This window comes from Collinsella sp. TF08-11AT (genome assembly GCF_003437035.1).
In the GTDB taxonomy this organism is placed as follows: domain Bacteria; phylum Actinomycetota; class Coriobacteriia; order Coriobacteriales; family Coriobacteriaceae; genus Collinsella.
On record NZ_QSRL01000001.1, the window covers coordinates 417,582 to 437,796 of the forward strand.

Genomic DNA, 20,215 nt, shown 5'->3' on the forward strand with positions numbered 1-20,215 from the left:
CATTCCTCTCGGATTTTAGGCATCCCAGGCGTCGCGGCCGCGCAGCGCGCGCAGGCCGATGTCGTGACGCAGGGTCTTGCCCTCAAAATCAATCTTCTCGCAGGCATCGTAAGCAAGGTTGCGAGCGTTCTCGAACGTGTCGCCCAGAGCGGTCACGGCAAGCACGCGGCCACCATTGGTCACGAGCTGGCCGTCCACCATGGCAGTGCCCGCGTGGTACACGGTCACGTTCTCCATGGCCTCGGCGTCGGCGATACCGGTGATGACCTTGCCCTTCTCGTAGCTGCCGGGATAGCCCGCGCTCGTCAGGACAACGGCCACAGCCCACTCGTCACGCCAGTCGAGCTCAATCTGATCGAGCTCGCAGTTGGCGCAGGCCAGCATGACCTCAACCAGGTCGTTCTTAAGGCGCGGCAGCACGACCTGCGTCTCGGGGTCGCCAAAGCGGGCATTGAACTCCAGCACCTTGGGGCCGGCAGGCGTGAGCATAAAGCCGCCATACAGGCAGCCGCGGTAGTCAATGCCCTCGGCAGCAAGCTCGGCAACGGTCTGCTCCATGACCTTCACCATGGTGGCGTGCTCCTCGTCGGTCACGATGGGCACCGGGCTGTAGACGCCCATGCCGCCGGTGTTGGGGCCCTTGTCGCCCTCGAGGGCGCGCTTGTGGTCCTGCGAGGTGGCCATGGGGCGCACGGTCTTGCCGTCGGTAAAGGCGAGCAGCGAGCACTCGGGACCAACGAGCATCTCCTCGATAACCACGGTGTTGCCGGCATCGCCAAAGGTGCCGCCAAAGCACTCGCGCACGGCCTCTTCGGCCTGCTCGAGCTCAGTCGCCACGATAACGCCCTTGCCTGCGGCCAGGCCGTCAGCCTTCACGACCAGCGGGGCACCCTGCTCACGCACATAGGCGAGAGCCGAAGCCTCGTCAGTAAACGAGCCATAGGCGGCCGTCGGAATGCCGGCACGCTCCATGAGCTGCTTGGAGAATAGCTTGGAGCCCTCCATCTGGGCACCCTCGGCACCCGGACCAAAGCAGGGAATACCCGCCGCGCGCACGGCGTCGGCCACGCCCGCCACGAGCGGAGCCTCGGGGCCAATCACCACGAGTCCGCATCCATGGCTCTGGGCAAACGCCGCCACGGCCGCAGGATCGCAATCGTCGAGAACCACGTTCTCGCCGCAGCTCGCGGTGCCGCCGTTACCCGGCGCAATGTAGAGCTTGCCGGCGCGCGGTGATGCTGCGAGCTTAGCTGCCAAAGCGTGCTCGCGGCCGCCGCTGCCCAACAACAGGATGTCGATGGTTTGAGTGTCCGCCTTCAAGGGTGCCTCCTCTATGGATGAACGGCCCGCCAACCATGCGGACCCATTACAAAGCAAATATACCCCTCGGCCGCCCGCTTGGGCTGCAAAGGGGTATATCGCAATAACCGAATAGTACCGATTACTTCCAGAATCGGTTGATGATCTGTTCGCGATCGGCGCCGACGCCAATGAACGTCACGCGGGTGTGTGCCAGATCCTCGATAAACGCCACGTAGTCCTGAGCCTCCTGCGGCAGCTCGTCAAAGCTGCGGCAACCGGTGATATCGCACTTCCAGCCAGGGAGCTCCTCGTAGATGGGCTTGGCCTGCTCAAAGCGCACCTGATGCTCGGGCACGCTCGTGTAACGCTCGCCGTCGACGTCGTAGGCCACGCACACCTTGATGGTGTCGAAGGCCGAAAGCACGTCGAGCTTGGTCAGGGCGATATCGGTGAGACCGTTGACGCGCGAGGCATAGTTGGCAATAGGGCCGTCGAACCAGCCACAACGACGACGGCGACCGGTGGTCACGCCGTACTCATAGCCTTCCTCGGTCAGCGTGTGGCCGGCCTCGGACTCATAGGAAAGCTCGGTGGGCATGGGGCCCGAACCGACGCGGGTGATATAGGCCTTCATGACGCCCAGCACGCGGTCGACATTCTTCATACCGACGCCGGAGCCGGTGATGGCGCCGCCAGCGGTGCAGTTAGAAGACGTCACGTACGGATAGGTGCCGTGGTCGATGTCGAGCAGCGTCGCCTGGGCGCCCTCGAACAGCAGGTCCTTGCCCTCGTCGATCATGTTGTTGAGCAGCAGGCTCGTCTCGGTGATGTAGGGGCGCAGGCGCTCGGCCATGGGCAGGTACTCGTCGCAGATCTGGTCCACGGTGTAGGTGGGAAGGTGGTAGATGAGCTCGAGCTCGGGATTCACGCGGGCAAGAGCGGTCTCCAGCTTGTCGCGGAACAGCGCCTCGTCCAGCATGTCCTGCATGCGCAGGCCGATGCGGGCCATCTTGTCCTGGTAGCACGGACCGATGCCGCGCTTGGTGGTACCGATGTTCTTCTTGCCGAGCTTCTGCTCAAAAGCACCATCCAGATCGATGTGGTACGGCATGATGATGTGCGCGTTGCCACTGATCTTGAGGTTCTTGGTGGTGATGCCGTCGGCCTCGAACATGTCAATCTCCTCAAGGACAACCTTGGGGTTGACGACGCAGCCGTTACCGATCACCGACACATGGTCGGAATACATGATGCCGGAGGGCACCTGGTGCAGGCCGTACTTCTTGCCGTTGACGACGATGGTGTGGCCGGCGTTATTACCACCCGAATAGCGCACGACGGCATCGAAGTCGCCGGCGACCAGGTCGCAAATCTTACCCTTGCCCTCATCGCCCCACTGGGCACCGACCAAAACGGTTGACGGCATGTTTACTCCTTACATTCATGGACTGTCTACGTGCCACGCCGGCACGCAGAAGCACAAAACATTCCCAGTATACCCGTGCAACGGGCGCCTGTCCTACTCCTCGGTATGCGCCCCATCAAGCTCATAGAACTTGGTGGATGCCGGCAGGAACATCAGGTCGACGTCACCGATCGGGCCCGAACGGTTCTTGGCCACGACGATACGCGTAACGCCCTCGTCGGGTCGATCGTCACGCGAGGCCTCGGCCTCGTCGGCGGATCGGTCCAAGAACATAACGATATCGGCGTCCTGCTCGATGGAGCCCGATTCACGCAGGTCGGACAGCTGCGGGCGCTTGCCGGTACGGGATTCAACCTGACGCGACAGCTGCGACAGCGCGATCAGCGGAATCTTGAGCTCCTTGGCCATAATCTTCAGACCTCGCGACATCTCGGAGACCTCGACGGTGCGGCTCTCGGAACGACGTCCCGGCGGAGGACTCACCAGCTGCAGGTAGTCCAGGATGATGATGGCCTTCTCCTTGTTGTGGAGCATGCGGCGGCTCTTGGCGCGGATCTCAGTCACTGTGGTGCCGGGCGTATCGTCAATCAAAATATCGAGCTTGGACAAGGTCTGCGTGGCCTCGTTGATATTGGCCCACTGCTCGGGGCTAATGCGGCCCATGCGGAAGTCGCTGATCGAGATCATCGCATAGGCGCAAATCAGACGCTGGGCAATTTCCTTACCCGACATCTCCAGCGAGAAGAAGCCGACGGTATAACCGGCAGCGGCAGCGTTGAGCGCCAGATTCAGGGCGAACGACGTCTTACCCACAGCAGGGCGAGCGCCGATAATGATGAGCTGACCCTCGCGGAAACCCATGAGCATGCGGTCGAGCGACGGGAAGCCCGTGGGCACGCCCGCAGCCTGGCCACCGGCCTGGCACACTTCCTCGGCCTCGTTATAGGCCTCGACCATAAACTCGGTCAACGTCTTGTAGCTCGACTTGACCTCGCGTGCCGTGACCTTGAGCAGCTTGCTCTCGGCCAGCTCCACGACCTCCTTGGTGTCGGTAGGGGCGTTATAGGCCAGCGCGTTGATCTCGTTGGTGGCACCGATCAGCTCGCGCAGCATCGAGTCGCGACGGACGATGGCGGCATGGTGCTGCCAGTTCACGAGCGACAGGGTCTGACCCATCAGCTCCAAAATGTAGGCCTCGCCGCCCACGGCATCGAGCTTGTTGATGCTGCGCAGGTAATCGATCAGCGAGATAGAGTCGATGGGAATGCGGCTGTTGTACATATCGACCATCGCGGTGTAGATGGTCTTATGAATAGGCCGGTAGAAGTCATCGGGCTGCAGCTCGACCTGGGCCTCTTCGACCACCTCGGGCGATAGCAGCATAGCGGCCAGTACATTGGCCTCTGCATCTTGGTTTTGGGGAAGACCCAACTTGGAGCCGCGGTCCTCAACCGTCAGCCCGGTCTCCCTATCGTCATATGCCATGAGCATCCTCATTCATATCGCTTGCGAGCATCCATAGTATCAGCCACGGTCCCAAAACGCGCCGCGCGCCGCCAATCATCACCGAACCAAACGGATGAACGGTCCTGTATATAGGACTTCGACGCAACGTTCACCATGACACTCACTCAGCGCAAAAAACAAAAGGGCGCCCTGGTTTCCCAGAGCGCCCTTCTTAGAACAAGATTGTTGTGTTGCAGCAAATGCTACTCGGCAGCAGCCTCAGTCTCGACCTCGGCGGTCTCGGCCTCGGCGACCTCAGCGGCCTCCTCGACCTCAGCCTCGGCAGCGAGCTCCTCGGCGGTAACGCCGACGAGAACGACAACCTCGGCCTTGATCTCGCGGTACAGCGAGATGGCAACGGTGTGGGCACCGGCAACCTTGATGGGCTTACCGAGCTCGACGCGCTTGCGGTCGATGTCCATACCGAGCTGAGCCTTGATGGCGTCAGCGATCATAGCGGCGGTAACGGAGCCAAAGAGGATGCCCTCGTCGCCGACCTTGACGTCAACGGTGACCGTCTTGCCCTCGAAGGCAGCCTTGGTCTCGTTGGCGGTAGCCAGACGGACGGCCTCGCGCTTGGCGATGTTGTTGCGACGCTCGTCAAGCTGCTTGAGATTGCCCTTGGTGGCGGCAACAGCGAGCTTCTTGGGGAACAGGAAGTTCTCAGCGTAACCCTGAGCGACCTCTACGACGTCACCCTCGCCGCCCTTGCCCTTGATCTCATCGAGAAGAATAACCTTCATGATGCGTCTCCCTTCTTAGCCGCGGTCGCGGTTGCCACGAGAGGAAACCACGGGGACGGTGTACGGCAGGAGAGCCATCTCGCGGGCGCGCTTGATGGCGTTGGCGATGTCATGCTGATGCTGCGTGCAAGCGCCAGTGACGCGACGGGGCTTAATCTTGCCACGGTCGGTCATGTACTTACGGAGAAGCTGAGTGTCCTTATAGTCGATGAACTCAGTGTTCTCCTTGCAGAACTGGCAGTACTTACGACGCGGCTGACGTGCAGAAAAATCATTAGCCATGTCAAAATACCTTTCGTTTGGCAACTTCGGCGAACCGAAGCCGCCTCTCACTCAAAAATAGGTGAACAACCCTTAGAACGGGATGTCCTCATCGTAGACGTCGACCGCGGGCGGCGTAGCCACCGGTGCGGCAGGACGTGCTGCGGGCGCGGGAGCTGCGGGGGCGTAACCGCCCTGGTCGTAGCCACCCTGGCCACCACGGGAGCTCATAAACTCGATCTCATCGACGATGACCTCAAGCTTGCTCCGGCGCTGGCCGTCGCGCTCCCAAGAGCTGTAGCGCAGCTTGCCCTCGATCGCGACCTTGTTTCCCTTTGCCAGGAAACGGCTCACGGCCTCGGCGCGGGTGCCGAACATGGTGCAGTCGACAAAGTTGGGATAGTCCTCCCACTCGCCAGTCTGCGCGTTGCGGCGACGATCGTTCACGGCGACGCCAAAGGACAGAACCTGGGTTCCGCCGGCGGTGGCGCGCAGCTCGGGATCGCGGGTGAGGTTACCGGTGATGTTCACTCGATTGATGCTCATAACTCACTACTTCCTCTTGGGGCACAAGCCCAGTCCAAAACGACAGTCTTACTCCTGGTCGTCGCGACGGACGATCATGTGGCGGACCACAGCGTCGGTGATGCGCAGGACGCGATCAAGCTCGGCGATCTGGGTAGGATCTGCGTGGAAGTTGATGAGGGTGTAGTCACCATCGGTGAGGTCGTTGATCTCGTAGGCGAGCTTGCGCTTGCCCCACTCGTCAACGGAGTCGACCTTGCCAGCGCCCTCAGCGATCGTGGTATCGATACGCTTCATAACAGCGAGACGAGTCTCGGGGTCGAGCGACGGGTCAACAAAGAACAGCAGTTCATAAGCCTTCATATTGTCACCTCCTCTGGGCAAATGTGGCTTCAGGTCGTGAAGGTGCGCCTGAAGCAGGAAAAGACTTGGTAATAATATCTTTCAACCTCCTAGGCTGCAAGAATATGCAGCTACAACCTCATGACCTCCACATATGTCCATGCTCACACGGCACTTCATGCGCATTCCAACCAAATGCTGACCAAATGCTTGACGGATCTGTGTTCAAGATACGGTGCCGTGGGGACAAGTTGAGCCAAGCCGCAGGTCAGCGGGCACAAGGCTGTGGTCGCAAAATGCATACCAGTGGCCCACAGCACCACCCAAAGATTTTTAAATTCATTGCCAAGTCGCTTATGAATACCCTTTTTTGAACAATTGAGTTGATCAACCACGCTGGTCGGAAGCCGTTTTTTGGGACCTCAAGCCCCACTGCAGCGCCAAGCACGGCCAAGCGTTTTAAAAAATGCCAACTTTTCTGTTTGCACTTTGCGATTCCTCGTGTATACTGACTTTCGCATTTAACGGAGAGTTGTCCGAGTGGCCGAAGGAGCACGATTGGAAATCGTGTAGGCGTCAAAAGCGTCTCCAGGGTTCAAATCCCTGACTCTCCGCCAGTTAATTCCAAAGCAGGCCTTCGAGCCTGCTTTGTTTTTACCCCACGCGGAGGGGTGGCAGAGTGGTTGAATGCGGCGGTCTCGAAAACCGTTTGGCCTGTATAAGGTCACGAGGGTTCGAATCCCTCCTCCTCCGCCATTTTGGTTGAGAAAGCTCCCGAAAACGGGGGCTTTTTTGTTTAGAGTCCCTTACAAGCAAATACGGCGGAGGAGGAGGGATTCGAACCCGTCAGGACGCGGAGCGTAAAGAAAACGCGCCAGTGGCACGTTTTTAGCGCAGCGCGGTCGGCGCAAGCCGACCGAATAAATTTTGAGCTCCGCTCAAAATTTGGACATCCCTCCTCTTCAACCCACACCCCCATCACGTTCAATCCCAACCCAACATCCCAAACATGTACATCACCCTCCAAAGATGTCAAAAAATGTCGTTTTTGGAGGGTGGTGTACACGTTTGTATATGACACACGCCGTGCATGAGTCGGCTTACTCGCATTCGGTATATTTCCCCACCTCAACGGACATAAGAGTTGGGTATCGACTCAGAGCGAGAGGTCCCCAATGGATACCCCTGTTCTCATTTCGCATAAAACTGCATGGCTCGTCCATCACGCGCCGCAAGGCCGGGTTCAAGCGGTCGCGCAACACGACTACCAGATAGGCGCAAGAGGTCTCTCCACCCAGCAACGCATCGCGCGCATACGACAGGCCCTCACCGACTGCGGCATTCCGCCCGATATGTTCAAGACTATCGATATCTCCGTAGTGTTTGCTTTCGAGCGAATTCGCACCAACGGCGTCACTTGCCATGTTCTCGGCCAAAGCCTACCCTATGGCCATATTGACGAGCTTACGCCCGGCATCTTTATCACCGACGAAGCCTTCACCTTCGTGCTCGCCGCCGAGTGGATGGATAGAATCGAATACCTCGAGTATGGCTACGAAGTTTGCGGCGACTATCGCATGGGCCTTAATCCCTCTGACCCTTATACCGAGCAACCAGCAACCACCTCCAAGGACGAAATTGTCGAACTGCTCGATCAACACCCTGGCAAACCCGGTGCCACACGCGCGCGACTCGCGCTCAGACATGTCTACGACCACCCGGTCTCGCCTATGGAGGCTGCATCGGCAATCGCACTTTCACTTCCAACAAGCGAAGGCGGCGTTGGCATTCGAGGCATCGAGCTCAACCGACCGCTCGAGATCCCTCAACGTCTTTGGCATTGCACCAAAGCCCGAACACTCAAAATCGATGCCCTCATTACCTATAAGCGCAGAGAGCTCGGCATCGAATATAAGGGTGGCTTTCACGACGAGACTGGCCGTAAGGGAGCAGATGCGGAACGCGAAGCTGTGCTCGCCCAAATGGGTTATCGCATTGTCACACTCACCTCAGCGCAATTTGCCAGTCAACTCGCTTTTCACCGTGCCATGAACAATATCCGCGAAGCACTCGGTATGCCCCGCTGCACGGATGCCGAGTATCAGCGAAAGCAAAACGAACTGCGAAAGGCACTTATCCGCAACTGGAAGGGCACGAAGGACATAGAGACGCCCTCCGAGTAACGTCGCCCGCTCGGCGCGCGCCAAAACATGTACATCATCCGCCAAAAACGACATTTTTCGACATCTTTGGAGGCTGGTATACATGTTTGGAACCTATGACCGCACCCAACCCCTACCGTTTGCCGAGCAATAGGGTCGCAATCGCCGCCAACCATGTACTATGTACGGGCATTGTCCAAACCTGCAACTCAAAGGATTCCATCTTGCCCGCTGTCGCCGCTATGACCGTTACTTCACACGCTTCGGATGCCATGGTCGCTATCCCATTTTGGCTTGAGATGTTCGCTGTTGTCGCGGCATCAATCTCGGGCGTGTTGGTCGCGCGCGAGCATAAGCTTGACCTGGTGGGCGCGGTCGCACTCGCCGTGGTCTGCGGCCTGGGCGGTGGTCTTTTGCGCGATATGACACTCCAGGTCGGCAACGTCTACATCCTCAACCAGCCAATGGCGCTGCCGCTTTCCATTGCCACGGCAGCCATCATCTATATTTTCCCGGCAATCGTCGACAAGCCCGAAAAACTCATTCCCCTGCTCGACATCATCTCGGTCGGCATCTACGCCGCCACTGGAGCAGACAAGGCGCTGGTCTACGGCTTTGCGCCGGCGGTGTGCATCATGATGGGCTTTTTCACCGCGGTGGGCGGCGGCATGTTGCGCGATGGCTTTATGGGCGTGGTTCCGGGCATTTTCCAACGTACTAACTTTTATGCCATCGCCGCCATCGCCGGATCGACAAGCTATGTGTGTCTCGTTATGAGCGGCATTATGAGCAATGTCGCCGCGCTGGTCGTATGCGTTGTCGTGACCATGGGTCTGCGCTGGCTCTCGCTGCGCTTTGACATCAAAAGCCCCACCGAAGAGGACATCGCGCGCTTTTTGCACCACAAAAAGTAGATTGCGCGGGCTCATCCTTCGAAATGCAACCGAGAGGTTCTTTTAGAGCGCCCACGCGTTGGGTACCCTGTTAGGTGCATATCGAGCATCTGACGAAGGATTCACTATGCCCCACAATCAATTCCCGTCGACCCAGCGCCGTAAAGCGTGGGGCCGCATCACCATCCTATTTGCACTCATCGTACTGGCGGTCATCGCGCTTCCCACGGCGTCGTTCGCCGGCACGGACACCGCAGGCAACGTACTTGCGACCGACAATGACGCCAATCCGTCCGGCGTCGAAGGTGACCTGTACTGGGCAGGTCAGAGCCTCAACCTGGACGACACCTCCATCGACCGCGATATCATCGCCGCGGGCGATACCCTCTCAATTCGCGACTGCACGGTGGGCGGCGCCGTTCGTCTTGCGGCGCGCACCATCGACATTGCCAAGACCACGGTTGATGGCAGCGTCACGGTCGTCGGTCAGCATGTCGTGCTCAATTCCGACAGCACCGCCAGCTGCTTCTATGCGATAGGCGAGACGGTTGCCCTGCGCGGCTCTACCAAGTCGGCAGCGCTCGCGGGCGATACGGTGACCATCGATGGCACCGTCGAGGGCGATGTCGAGGTCTGGGCCGACAAGCTCATCCTGGGCAAGAACGCCCACATCACCGGCACCGTGAACGCCCATGTTTCCGAGGACCCCGAGCGCGCCGCGGGAGCCGAGGTCGGCGCGCTCAAGATCGACCGCACCGAGAACGAGGATACTTCCACCGCTAACGATGTCATCGGCGGCATCGTCGCCGCGGCGCTCTCGACCTGCTTTGTCGCCCTGCTGCTCGAGCTCGTCTTTCCGCGTGCGACTGCCAGTGCCGCCGGCATGCTCCACCAGCGCCCCACGCCCCTGTGGGTGAGTGGTCTTCTGGGCACGGTCGCTATCGTCCCCGCCGTCCTACTGCTGATTATCTCGATTGCCGGTCTGTCACTTGCCGGAACCCTCTTGTGCGGCGTTATCGGCATCGCGTTGGTGTCGAGCGCCTTTGCGGGATGCGCGATCGCCCGCATGGTCGGACACAACCAGAACCGCTACGCCATGGCAGCCGTGGGTGGCATCGCCGCGGGCGCGCTTACGGCTATCCCCCTCGTAGGTGATTTCATCAGCGGCGTAGCCTTCGTCTTTACACTCGGCTACATCATCCAAATCATCTGGCGCAACGCCCACCTCAAGCCGCAGCAGGCGGCTAACACGCCGGGACTCCCCACCGCTTAGCCGCTAACCACCACAAAGGGGACAGGCACCTTTGTGGTGGTGCAAAGGGGTCAGGTTACTTTGCACCAACAAACGAAGCGGGGCACCCGATCACATTCGACCGGATGCCCCGCTTTTTCATGTCTCGTGTTGATATTCGAGGCGAACGATTACTCCTCAGAACCGTCATCGCGCTTACGGCTACGAATGAGATGCGCCACACCAATGCACAGCACCGCGCCACCAGCAATCCAAGTGAAGGTCACGCCGTTGAGACCGGTCAGCGGGAGGTTGGAACCCTTCTTGTTCCTGACGATAAGGGTGACGGTGCCGCCGTCGACTGACGGGGTAACCCAAGTGGGGCGATTCGTTCCCGCGGTTACGTTCAGCGTATTCGGAGCGGCGTTTTCAGAGAGCGTCTCGCCCTCGAGTTCACCAAGGCCTTCGGCGGTAATGGTGAAGGTAAAGTCGTCCAACGTGTTGTAGCCAGGGTTGCTGCCCTCGACCTCGTGCACCGTGTAGGTACCGGCATCGAGGCCCGTTACGCTGATCTCACCATTCCCATTGGTCTTAAACTTGTGTTCAGTAACGCCAAGCGAACCGTTCTCCTGAACAAACTGCGTGCCCGCAGTGCCAGATTCAAGTTCATCGGCGCCCGTGGCCTTGATAGTAAACTCAACGTCCTTGAGCTTCTTGTTGTTGTCGTCAAAGTCCTCTTTGACAAGCTGGAGCGCGTAGGTGTAATCGCGAACGGTGTCGGGCACAGACTCACCCTTTCCTCCGCTCATGGGATTGTTGGAATAGATGAGCTTAACTTCGTTGTCGTTACCTCTGCCGCCAACGGTAACCTTCTCAGTCTTCGCGGGATTGAGTTTTGCGGTGTAAGTGACGACGACCTTGGAGTCCTTAGTAATGCCAATAGCAGAGGAGCCGCCTTTGGCGGTCACAGTCTTCAGATCATCAAACTTAATCGTCAGAAGATTATTGTTTTCAGTCGTATTGTAATTAACCGCGCCAACAGGAAGTTGAACCTCAGTTCCGGTCGTATCGTGGTCATTCGCATAAACCGTAACATTGACCGACTTTTCGTCGGCAATTAGACCGGCAGAGAGTTCGTCGTGGAACTCGTAGTAATAGGTGTCGAACGAGGCAACATTTTCGGCAACGGTGCCGGTCAGCTGATAGTGAACAACCTGGCCAACCTGAGAATCAGCCTTGTCGGCCCAATCGCTACTGGGCTTGTCGTCTTTAATCTTCTTTGTAACCGTAGGAATGCCAATCTTCTCCTCAACCTCGACGGCGCCACCACCCACGGCAGCGAAGATCGGCGAGGTGCCTGTCTGCCTTTTGTTGGAATAGTTGTTCTCCGTACCGATAGAACTATCGTCCGTCAGGAAGAGATAATAGCCAGAGTTCTCAAAAGAAACCGAGTCATCCGCGGCGAAAGCAGCGCTAGTGGCCCCCTTTGGCTTGGTGGGTGTAGTGTCCTTGAGCAAGTCGGCAATCTTATCGAGCAGATCGCCATTGTTCACGACCCCAGAAGCACTCTGGAGATTTGCGGCCATCCACTCGGCGACATCCTGTGCGGTGGGATTTTCAGTGGGAAGTTTCGGATCAGTGGAGTCATAGCCAGTGCTGCCCTGAATAGCAGCAATAATGGCGTTCCGAGTGTCAGGTGTCACATTGGCGCCCCATTCGACATCAGAAGCGACCTTGTTGCCTGAGCCAGCTCCATCAACCACCTTGGCTTTAAAAATCTGATAGGCAACAAACTGAGTCTTTTTGTTCTGGTTCGTGGCATCCGTATTTTTTGCATTTTGCCTGATGGTAATGCTATTGGCCTCAGTCGTCGCGCCTTCAACAGCAAACGCCATGCTCACGGGCGCCATAACTCCACCGAAGCTCAACGCTGCAGTAAGTCCGGCGGTTACTACCAGGCGGGCGATGTTCTTGGTTGTCTTCATGTTTGGTCCTCTTTCTTGGAGGGTTCTCTAGTAACTTTTTCAAAACCAATGATCATCAGGTCGGTAGGCCTGCGCGCCACTCGTTACGGAGGCAGTACACCATTGAGCAAGGGGGGGGGGGACAATTATTTTTCACGGCGACCTCCTCCCCGCTTGATGACGAGCGCGGCAACAATAGCCGCCACTCCGATGGCAGCCAAAACCGCCACCAGCACCAACGTTCTATCTCCCGTCGAGGGCATAAAGCCTCGACTTACTTCTTTACTTGGGGTGTTGAGCACCGAAAGTTCAATCAAACCCGTCCCGGCATCGGCAGTATCAACCCGCAGAGGGCTTTCGACCGATACGGTCACCTTGGGCTTCGCGGCCGCCACCTGTTTAACGTCCAGGCCCTCGGCCGTAACCGTCACCGTACGCTTGCCTTCAAAGGCGGTGTATCCCTTGGGAGCCGCGACCTCCTCGACGGTGTAGACATCCGCGTCCACACCGGTCAATTCCACATGGCCATCCGCGCCCGTGGTGACGCACGCGTCGGCATCCGTCGACCACGAGCCGTCAGTCGTTAGAATGCGCCCGCGGTCATCGATGATGCGCAGCTTGGCGCCCGCGAGCGGCTTATCGTCTGAGCTTGAGCGCTTGATCAGACTGAGACCCCAGGTGTAGGCGCACGCGTCATCGCTCGGCGTGCGGGTGAAGCCGGCGTCGCCGGACTGGCCGGCGAGGGGGGAGCGCGGGTAACGCAGGTAGACCTCGTTGGGGTTGCCCTTCGCGATGCCGTGGTTGCACGCGCTGTTGAGCGGCGCGTTGTACACTGCGACCACGCGGGCGCCCGCGGTAAAGGCGTCGGCCCCGCCGAGCGCGGCGATCAGGTCGCCGGTGCGCACGATGAAGGCATTGCCCTCGACCGAGACCTTGCACTGTGAAGTTATGTCTGTCCACCCTTTAGCCGGCGCCGAGCTGGCATTGCCGCCCTCACATGCGACGGCGTCGAAGCCGCCGTCCGCGCCCGCCGCCACGTACACGCGCATGCTCGCAGCCACCTTGGAGGGATCGAGCCCCGCACTCATGGTGTCGACGAACTGCACCGCGTAGGTGTCGTAGGCCGTGAGGCCGGCCGGGACCGTGGCCGACAGGCGCCAATAGAGGTCGTCGGCGACCGTGGCGTCGGCGGCCTTCTGCCATGCGGCGGCGCTGTCCTCCAGCACGTGCTTGGCCACCTTGGGGGTCGCGGCCTTGGGCTTGACGGCGACCGCACTGCCGCCGACCAGAGCCATGATCGGCGCGGTGCCGGCCTCGTTCTGGGCGACGGCGCCGTCGTCGGCGACGATGAGCCAGTAGCCGCAGGGCAGCTCGGCCGCCGTGCCCGCCTTAAGGGCCACAGACACGGCACCGGTATTGCATATCGCTCTGGCGAGTTTTGCCGCCAGCGCGGTCGTCATGTGTCCGTCGGCATTCATCCATTCGGCAGCCACTTGCGCCGTCGAGACCGTGCTGTCGAGCCCCGCATCATGAAGCACGGGGAGAACGGCCTGGCGAACGGCATCATTCGCCCACGTTACGTCAGTTGCAATTTTTTGGTCAGTATCGGCGTCGTCGACAACGGTCGCCGAAAGGAGCTGGTACGCGTCATACCGCGTCGCAACCGTACCGTCCACCGTAATGGCTCCGGTGTCGGCAGCATGGGCCGCCCCAGGGGCAATCGCGAAAGAGAAGACGGCAGCCATGGCTATTACCACAACGTTCAACAAATGACGAAGCATCTTACTCACGACTACCACCTCGATCCCGATCGCGATGGCAACGAGCATGCATCCATGTCGCAGCAAAACACAGCATCGAAGCGCCGGCCAGATACGTCATAGTCAAGCCAGCCCCGCCCGCCTCGGGAAGCGTGGTCGAATACTTATTGGTAAAGGTCGGTGGGGTTGTAGAGCCGTTGTCGTAGGTGACCTCGGTGCTTAGCTCTCCTTCTCCATTAGTCACGACAACCTTAACCTCATGTTTGGTCGTGTCATAGGCGATGTGGTCCTTGACATTGTTCTCGGCACCCTCGGGGACGACCTCGGAGATGGTGTAGCGATACTCGCCGGCCTTGTTGTACTTGACGTTGAAGGAGACGTTGCCCTCTGCGTCATTGGTCGCCGTCTGGAACACTTTGTCCTCGGCGTTCTTGAGCGCGAACGAGAACTGCCTCGCCTTGAAGGTGCCACCGTCGAGCACCTTCTTCGCTTTGATGACCGCAGACCCCGCCAAACGATTGTCGTAGACCCAGATCTCGTCCTTCTTGGCGTCACCGATGATCTCCGCGTCGACGACGAGGTTCTTTGCCTTAGTAAGCGCTGCTTGGTATTCATCGTCGCTCGCGCTGCCCTTGAGCATGATCCACGTGGGGCTTGCCACAGCGTAGCCTTCGGGCGCATCCGTCTCCACGAGCTGGTAGAGCACGCAATTGCTCATCGCCTTGTCTCTTGTACCGAATGAGATCTTGCCATTGGCGTCGGTCTTAGCGGTTTCAAACCTAGTCCTTGCATTCTCGATACCTACCGTTGCGACCTGATCCATGTTCACGCTATAGAGCGTGAATTCAGCTCCCCCTAGCGTCGCTCCAACCTGCTGCGCATCGTACTTGGTCATCGTGATGCCGTAACCATTGCCACCCGCACTGGCGGAAGCCCTCTGGATGGTCCATATTTGATCGTCGATCGCTGTGCCTTCCGTCACGCCCGTAAGTTCTGCGGTATTGGAAAGAGGCACCTTATCATTGGGGTTTCCGGTCGGGATAACCTCGTACTCGACCTTAAGGTATTTCTTGTCGGGCACATCAAGCGTCAACTTCGTGCGCGCGCCAGTATTGTCTGGAACCTGCTCCATCTTAGACGAATAGTCCTTCTGGGACAGCGCAACCCAGCCACCGTTCACGCACTCATAGACCTTAAGCGTCGACGGCACCAACGTGCACTTGGCATCCATGGTATCGACGAGCTCAAGGAAGTCGGTGCCATTTTTAAGAGCAACGGCAGACTCGTTAACCAAGATGGTGTACTTGATGCGATTGCTATTACTAACCTGTTCACCAGTCTTTTTGATTACGTTGTTCTTGACAGTGACAGTGCCGCTGCCGGATTCGAACTTCTTGCTTCCCGACTCGGCGCTGGCGGTGTTGGTGAACTTCACCTCGTTCGTAGAGGTGTCGAGCTCGCCGCGCTTGACCGCCGTCTGATATGTAAGCTTGGCGTAACCAGCATATTCGCCGAGCTCCGTCGTAGGGATGGAGAAGGTGACCGTGTTGCCGTCGTTTTTTACGTTGCCGGCGGCAAGCGTCTGACCCGTAACGACCTCCTTGGCCTCGCCTCCACGCCCAAGGCCCTTATGCAGATCGTAGGGATTCTGTACGAGCGTGAACTTTGCGGAATTCGCGACATAGCTCATAGCGTTCGGAAGGGTGTCGACGATATTCAGAGGTTTGCTGTCGAGCTTTCCGGCTCCATAGTATTCTCCGACCTCACTCTTCTGACGGTTCGCGTACACCGTCCACTCGACAATCCATGCGCCCTTCTCGTCCGAGTCGTCGACGTCACTCCAGTCGAATTTTTCATTCCAAGTTACCTTCGTCTCAGCTTCCGGCTTCTCGACCGCGGGCGTCGTTTCCTTGTTGACGACATACATTGGGCTATCGGTGTAGTACGGCCAACCGCCATTCTGCCCCGGCACCGTAACAGATGCGAAGTTCGAGTACCAGCCCGGCAGCGCATCAGAAGTGGTAGTGTACGTGATGTCGGCGTAATCCTCGTTCGCGAGAGCCGCCTTCACCTTGTCGTTAATGTTTATGTCGAGGTTGAAGTTTCTTTTGTGCCCATCCTTCTGTACGACGTTATTTCCATCTTTCAACTCATTTGTCGTCAGCTTCCAGTCGTCGCCTCGAACTAGCTCAGTTTTGCCAATCTTGATCTTTATTGAGTTGACATCAACACCGATATCTTGTTTCCACGCCGATTGAAACGTATCCTTCACCGTCACCTTATCAAGGTTGGCCGCATTGACAATAGCTTTCAGCGCCACGCGCGTCTTCCACTTCGCCTCGCCAGTTGTTGAAGCGTTCTCTCGACCCACGAGTTCCTTGGTGATCGGTGTGTCCACCAACTGCGGCGTAAACTCACCTTTACCAGTGCCGGAAACGGAACCATCGTGCTCGATCGTTGCGCTGTTGCGCACGGTGTCATACGAACCCGTTTCATTCATCTTGGTGTGATAAACAATGCGATAGGTGATGTACTTATCCTCAAGGTTGTCCGAGAACTTGTAGGTAAAGGATTTCTCAGACTGATCGAGCTCGCCGGTGGCAAGAACAGTCGACCCCGAGCTGCCTTTATAAACCGTATAGTTCCCCGTATACGTTTGCTTTTCGTCCAGATGGTCAGTGAACGTGTAACCGCTCATATCGGCCTTGAGCTCACCTTGGTTGAGCGTGACCGTCCACGTGATGTCGGACGGCGTGCCCGAGCCGTTGGACTTGTTGATCATGTCATAGCGGAACTTGCTGGGAGCAACAGTCACAGAGCCGTGTTGGCGATCGCTCGAGCTGCCCCACTCCCACGTTGCCGTGTTCTTGGATGCGTCCTGCTCGTCGACAAATTCGCCGTTACCCGCGGAGACACCGCTCTTCAGCACCGTCTCATACGTGATCGTGTGCTCCCCCCGGAAAGGTTGCCCAGATTGTCAATGGTCGCAGTCTGACCGTCGATCGTCGGCTGCGGATCGAGCTTCTTGCCATCGAGCGTGAAGCTGCCGCTCACGAAGCTGAAGTTGTCACCCAGCACGTCAGTGAACTTGACGTTCGTAGCGTACGACTCGACGGTGAGCTTAACAGACCAGGTGACCTTGGCCACGCCGTCGGCTCCCTGGGAGAAGGCTCCCGATTTCTTCCCTTTGACGGCGCCATCCGTAGTTGGAATATTGATTGATCCCGCACCGGGGAACTTGATAGGTGTACTGCTGTCCGAGCCAGCGTTCTTATTTGCTAACTCAAATGAAAAATTGGCTCCGACAACAATTTCCGCAGGGTTTTTGTCAAGCCAGCTCTTATCAAACGTAAAGATGACCTTATTGTCCTTGATCTCCCACGTACCAGCCTTTTCGGCAGTAGCCTCCGGACCCTCCATGAGGTCGCCACCGGCGTTATCGTCAATGACTATGGTATCGGGGAGCTTGTAGACAGCGATGTAGTTCTGAGGCGTAGGCGCCTTACCGCTTATGAACCGTGCCGAGAAAGCTCCATAGAGCTTCGAAGTAGACGTTACGGCAGTACCGCCCAAAGGCTTATTATGGTTCTCATCGGTATACAACTTGACCTCAACCGTTGCCGTATCGCCGTTGATCACAATCGGCGTCGGCGTCGTCACGTCATCGGCGCGCACGGGGGCTGCACCGTGAAACACTGCGGCGGTGAGGCCAATTAGAATGAAGATCAGGGCCGCCATACCCAGCGACCGTGAGCGGTGTGCGTCCATAGTTGTCCCCTAATTCCTACAACACAGTGTGGAATACGGCGAATCGTCGGATCGAACACAACCCCAACATCAACGAGAACCTACCTAGCGCATTGCAAGAACCCACTGGGGAGCAACTTCTAAGACGGTTCGTCTATGCCACAATGCATAACATACAATATAGATACCAGTCATGTAAACCGCAGGTAAAGAGGTCTTTTAATTTAATACCAGTTGGTATTTACCTGTTAACGGTTTTGTATCAAAGCAGTTGCATTTCAATGATTCGTGTATATGTTTAAACAACTTAACTTTGACCGAAAAGCCGATCAGAGGGATAGTCGCCTCAGCTGTGGTGCAAACGAACCTTTCCCCTTACACCAAAAAAGGGCGCCGACCACGATGGTCGACGCCCTTTCTTGTTAGTCGCTATAAAGCCCAGCGCTTATTTGTTGACCTGGCCGGCGCGAACGGCAGCTTTCTTGCGGTCGGTGGCGTTGAGCAGACGCTTACGCAGGCGGATGTTCTTGGGAGTGATCTCGACCAGCTCGTCGTCGGCGATGTACTCCAGCGCCTCCTCCAGCGAGAAGGTGCGAGGCGGCACCAGCTGGACGGAGATATCGGAGGTCGAAGAACGCTGGTTGCCCAGGTTCTTGGTGCGGGCGATGTTGACGACCATGTCGCCGGCCTTGCTGCGCTCGCCCACGATCATGCCCTCGTAGCACTCGGTGCCCGGCTCAACAAACAGCTGGCCGCGCTCCTGCAGCGTGCCCAGGGCGTAGGCAACGGCCTTCTCGGTGGTCATGGAGATCATAGCGCCGTTCTGACGGTTGCCGATCTCGCCGGCGTAGGGGCCATACTCCAAGAAGGTGTGGTAGAACACGCCCTCGCCGTGGGTGACGTTCATGATGCGGTTCTTAAGGCCCATGATGCCGCGGGTCGGGATCTTAAACTCGAGGTGCGTCACGATGCCCGAGGTATCCATGCTCGTCATGATGCCGCCGGAGGTACCGAAGACCTCAACGACCTTGCCCGAGTACTCGTCCGGGCACTCGACGACGGCCTGCTCGACGGGCTCCATCTTGTTGCCGTTCTCGTCCTTCTTAAACAGAACGCGGGGACGGCCAACCTGGAACTCAAAGCCCTCGCGACGCATGGACTCCATCAGAACGGACAGGTGCAGGATGCCGCGACCCGAGACCTCGACGCCGCTCTTGTCCTCGAGCTCCTCGATCTTCATGGTCACGTTGTTCTCGGCCTCGTTGAACAGGCGTTCCTTGAGCTGACGGGCACCAACGATGTCGCCGTCGCGACCGACGAGCGGGGAGGTCGAAGCCTCAAAGACGATGGACAGGGTCGGCGGGTCGATCTCGATGGGCTCGAGCTCAACGGGGTTCTCGGGATCGGTGTAGACATCGCCGATATCGGTGCGGTCGATGCCCACGACGGCAGCGATGTCGCCGGCACCGACTTCCTGGCACTCGGTGCGGCCCAGGTAGTCGAAGGTAAAGAGCTGTTTGACGGTAGCGGTGGCGCTGGAGCCGTCGTTCTTGACAACCAGGATCTGGTCGCCCTGGTGGATGGTGCCGGAGTACACGCGGCCGATGCCGATACGGCCGACGAAGTTGGAGTGGTCGATGGTCACGCACTGCATGGCGAGCGGGGCGTTCTCGTCAACCTCGGGTGCGGGCATGTCGTCGATGATCATGTCGAGCAGCGGGTACATGTCCATGTTGCCGTCGTTGGGGTCAAGGCGGGCAAAGCCATTCATGGCGCTGGCGTAGACCACGTGCTCCATGGCAAACTCGAGCTGATCGTCGGTAGCGCCCAGGTCGGCCATAAGGTCGAGGCAGTCGTTGTAGGCCTTCTCGGGGTTAGCACCCGGACGGTCAATCTTGTTGATGACGATCATAATCTTGAGGCCGGTGTCGATAGCGTGACGCAGCACGAAGCGGGTCTGGGGCATGGGGCCCTCAAAGGCGTCGACCAGCAGCAGGGCGCCGTCGGCCATACGCAGCACGCGCTCGACCTCGCCGCCAAAGTCGGCGTGGCCCGGGGTGTCGATGACGTTGATCTTGACGTCCTTGTACTCGATAGAGATGTTCTTGGCGAGAATCGTGATGCCGCGCTCGCGCTCCTGGTCGTTAGAGTCCAGGACGCGGTCCTCGACCTGCTGGTTGGCACGGAAGGCGTCCGTGGCACGCAGGAGCTTGTCGACCATCGTCGTCTTGCCGTGGTCGACGTGGGCGATGATGGCGATGTTCCTCAGATTGTCTACGCGCATGTAGTTCCCCTATCTTCTATCCATATACAAACGGCACGCGTATGCGACCCGCCCAGCAACACAACGCTC

Annotated in this window: 15 protein-coding genes and 2 tRNA genes; 5 read left to right on the top strand and 12 right to left on the bottom strand. The window is 58.3% G+C overall.

Annotation, left to right across the window (positions count from 1 at the left end; translation table 11 throughout):
* Positions 1 to 15: 15 nt before the first annotated feature.
* The 7 genes from purD to rpsF form a co-directional block, all read right to left on the bottom strand.
* The gene (purD, locus tag DXC79_RS01675) at positions 16 to 1,320 is read right to left on the bottom strand and encodes a phosphoribosylamine--glycine ligase (RefSeq protein WP_117634689.1); all 1,305 of its coding nucleotides are present in this window, start codon (positions 1,318 to 1,320) and stop codon (positions 16 to 18) included.
* 121 nt (positions 1,321 to 1,441) lie between these two features.
* Positions 1,442 to 2,728, bottom strand: a complete 1,287-nt coding sequence (locus tag DXC79_RS01680) for an adenylosuccinate synthase (RefSeq protein WP_117634691.1) — start codon at positions 2,726 to 2,728, stop codon at positions 1,442 to 1,444.
* Positions 2,729 to 2,821: 93 nt separating this feature from the next.
* Entirely contained in the window at positions 2,822 to 4,219 is a 1,398-nt protein-coding gene (gene dnaB, locus DXC79_RS01685) for a replicative DNA helicase (RefSeq protein WP_117634693.1), read from the bottom strand.
* Between the two features lie 218 nt (positions 4,220 to 4,437).
* Entirely contained in the window at positions 4,438 to 4,977 is a 540-nt protein-coding gene (gene rplI / locus DXC79_RS01690) for a 50S ribosomal protein L9 (RefSeq protein ID WP_022094073.1), read from the bottom strand.
* Between the two features lie 15 nt (positions 4,978 to 4,992).
* Positions 4,993 to 5,259 carry a 30S ribosomal protein S18 gene (gene rpsR, locus DXC79_RS01695; protein WP_006235829.1) on the bottom strand — a complete coding sequence of 89 codons (267 nt, stop codon included), beginning with the start codon at positions 5,257 to 5,259 and terminating at the stop codon, positions 4,993 to 4,995.
* 72 nt (positions 5,260 to 5,331) lie between these two features.
* Entirely contained in the window at positions 5,332 to 5,784 is a 453-nt protein-coding gene (locus DXC79_RS01700; protein ID WP_006235830.1) for a single-stranded DNA-binding protein, read from the bottom strand.
* A gap of 48 nt (positions 5,785 to 5,832) precedes the next feature.
* Complete coding sequence (gene rpsF / locus DXC79_RS01705) at positions 5,833 to 6,126, bottom strand: 30S ribosomal protein S6 (RefSeq protein ID WP_006235831.1); 294 nt, start codon at positions 6,124 to 6,126, stop codon at positions 5,833 to 5,835.
* A gap of 505 nt (positions 6,127 to 6,631) precedes the next feature.
* Here rpsF and DXC79_RS01710 point away from each other — a divergent pair.
* The 5 genes from DXC79_RS01710 to DXC79_RS01730 all read left to right on the top strand — a co-directional run bounded on the left by DXC79_RS01710 (position 6,632) and on the right by DXC79_RS01730 (position 10,433).
* Positions 6,632 to 6,722 (top strand) — tRNA-Ser (locus DXC79_RS01710).
* A gap of 48 nt (positions 6,723 to 6,770) precedes the next feature.
* Positions 6,771 to 6,861, top strand: a tRNA-Ser gene (locus DXC79_RS01715).
* 419 nt (positions 6,862 to 7,280) lie between these two features.
* Positions 7,281 to 8,288: a hypothetical protein gene (locus DXC79_RS01720; protein ID WP_147327464.1), complete on the top strand. Its 1,008-nt coding sequence runs from the start codon at positions 7,281 to 7,283 to the stop codon at positions 8,286 to 8,288.
* A gap of 95 nt (positions 8,289 to 8,383) precedes the next feature.
* Positions 8,384 to 9,181 (top strand): trimeric intracellular cation channel family protein, encoded by a 798-nt coding sequence (locus DXC79_RS01725; protein ID WP_233502921.1) that lies wholly within the window; start codon positions 8,384 to 8,386, stop codon positions 9,179 to 9,181.
* Positions 9,182 to 9,287: 106 nt separating this feature from the next.
* Complete coding sequence (locus tag DXC79_RS01730; RefSeq protein ID WP_117634697.1) at positions 9,288 to 10,433, top strand: polymer-forming cytoskeletal protein; 1,146 nt, start codon at positions 9,288 to 9,290, stop codon at positions 10,431 to 10,433.
* Positions 10,434 to 10,582: 149 nt separating this feature from the next.
* On the opposite strand, the gene DXC79_RS01735 is transcribed toward DXC79_RS01730, so the two are convergent.
* The 5 genes from DXC79_RS01735 to typA form a co-directional block, all read right to left on the bottom strand.
* Positions 10,583 to 12,376 (bottom strand): isopeptide-forming domain-containing fimbrial protein, encoded by a 1,794-nt coding sequence (locus tag DXC79_RS01735; protein WP_117634699.1) that lies wholly within the window; start codon positions 12,374 to 12,376, stop codon positions 10,583 to 10,585.
* A 125-nt stretch (positions 12,377 to 12,501) separates the two neighbouring features.
* Positions 12,502 to 14,136, bottom strand: coding sequence for a SpaA isopeptide-forming pilin-related protein (locus DXC79_RS01740; protein WP_233502933.1), 1,635 nt, complete (start codon positions 14,134 to 14,136; stop codon positions 12,502 to 12,504).
* Between the two features lies 1 nt (position 14,137).
* Positions 14,138 to 17,044 carry a Spy0128 family protein gene (locus DXC79_RS01745; RefSeq protein WP_117634703.1) on the bottom strand — a complete coding sequence of 969 codons (2,907 nt, stop codon included), beginning with the start codon at positions 17,042 to 17,044 and terminating at the stop codon, positions 14,138 to 14,140.
* On the bottom strand, positions 17,038 to 17,883 hold the full coding sequence (locus tag DXC79_RS01750) for a hypothetical protein (protein WP_117634705.1): 846 nt from the start codon (positions 17,881 to 17,883) through the stop codon (positions 17,038 to 17,040). The genes DXC79_RS01745 and DXC79_RS01750 overlap by 7 nt, the downstream gene beginning before the upstream one ends.
* A gap of 424 nt (positions 17,884 to 18,307) precedes the next feature.
* On the bottom strand, positions 18,308 to 20,146 hold the full coding sequence (gene typA / locus DXC79_RS01755; protein WP_006235837.1) for a translational GTPase TypA: 1,839 nt from the start codon (positions 20,144 to 20,146) through the stop codon (positions 18,308 to 18,310).
* Between the last annotated feature and the right edge of the window lie 69 nt (positions 20,147 to 20,215).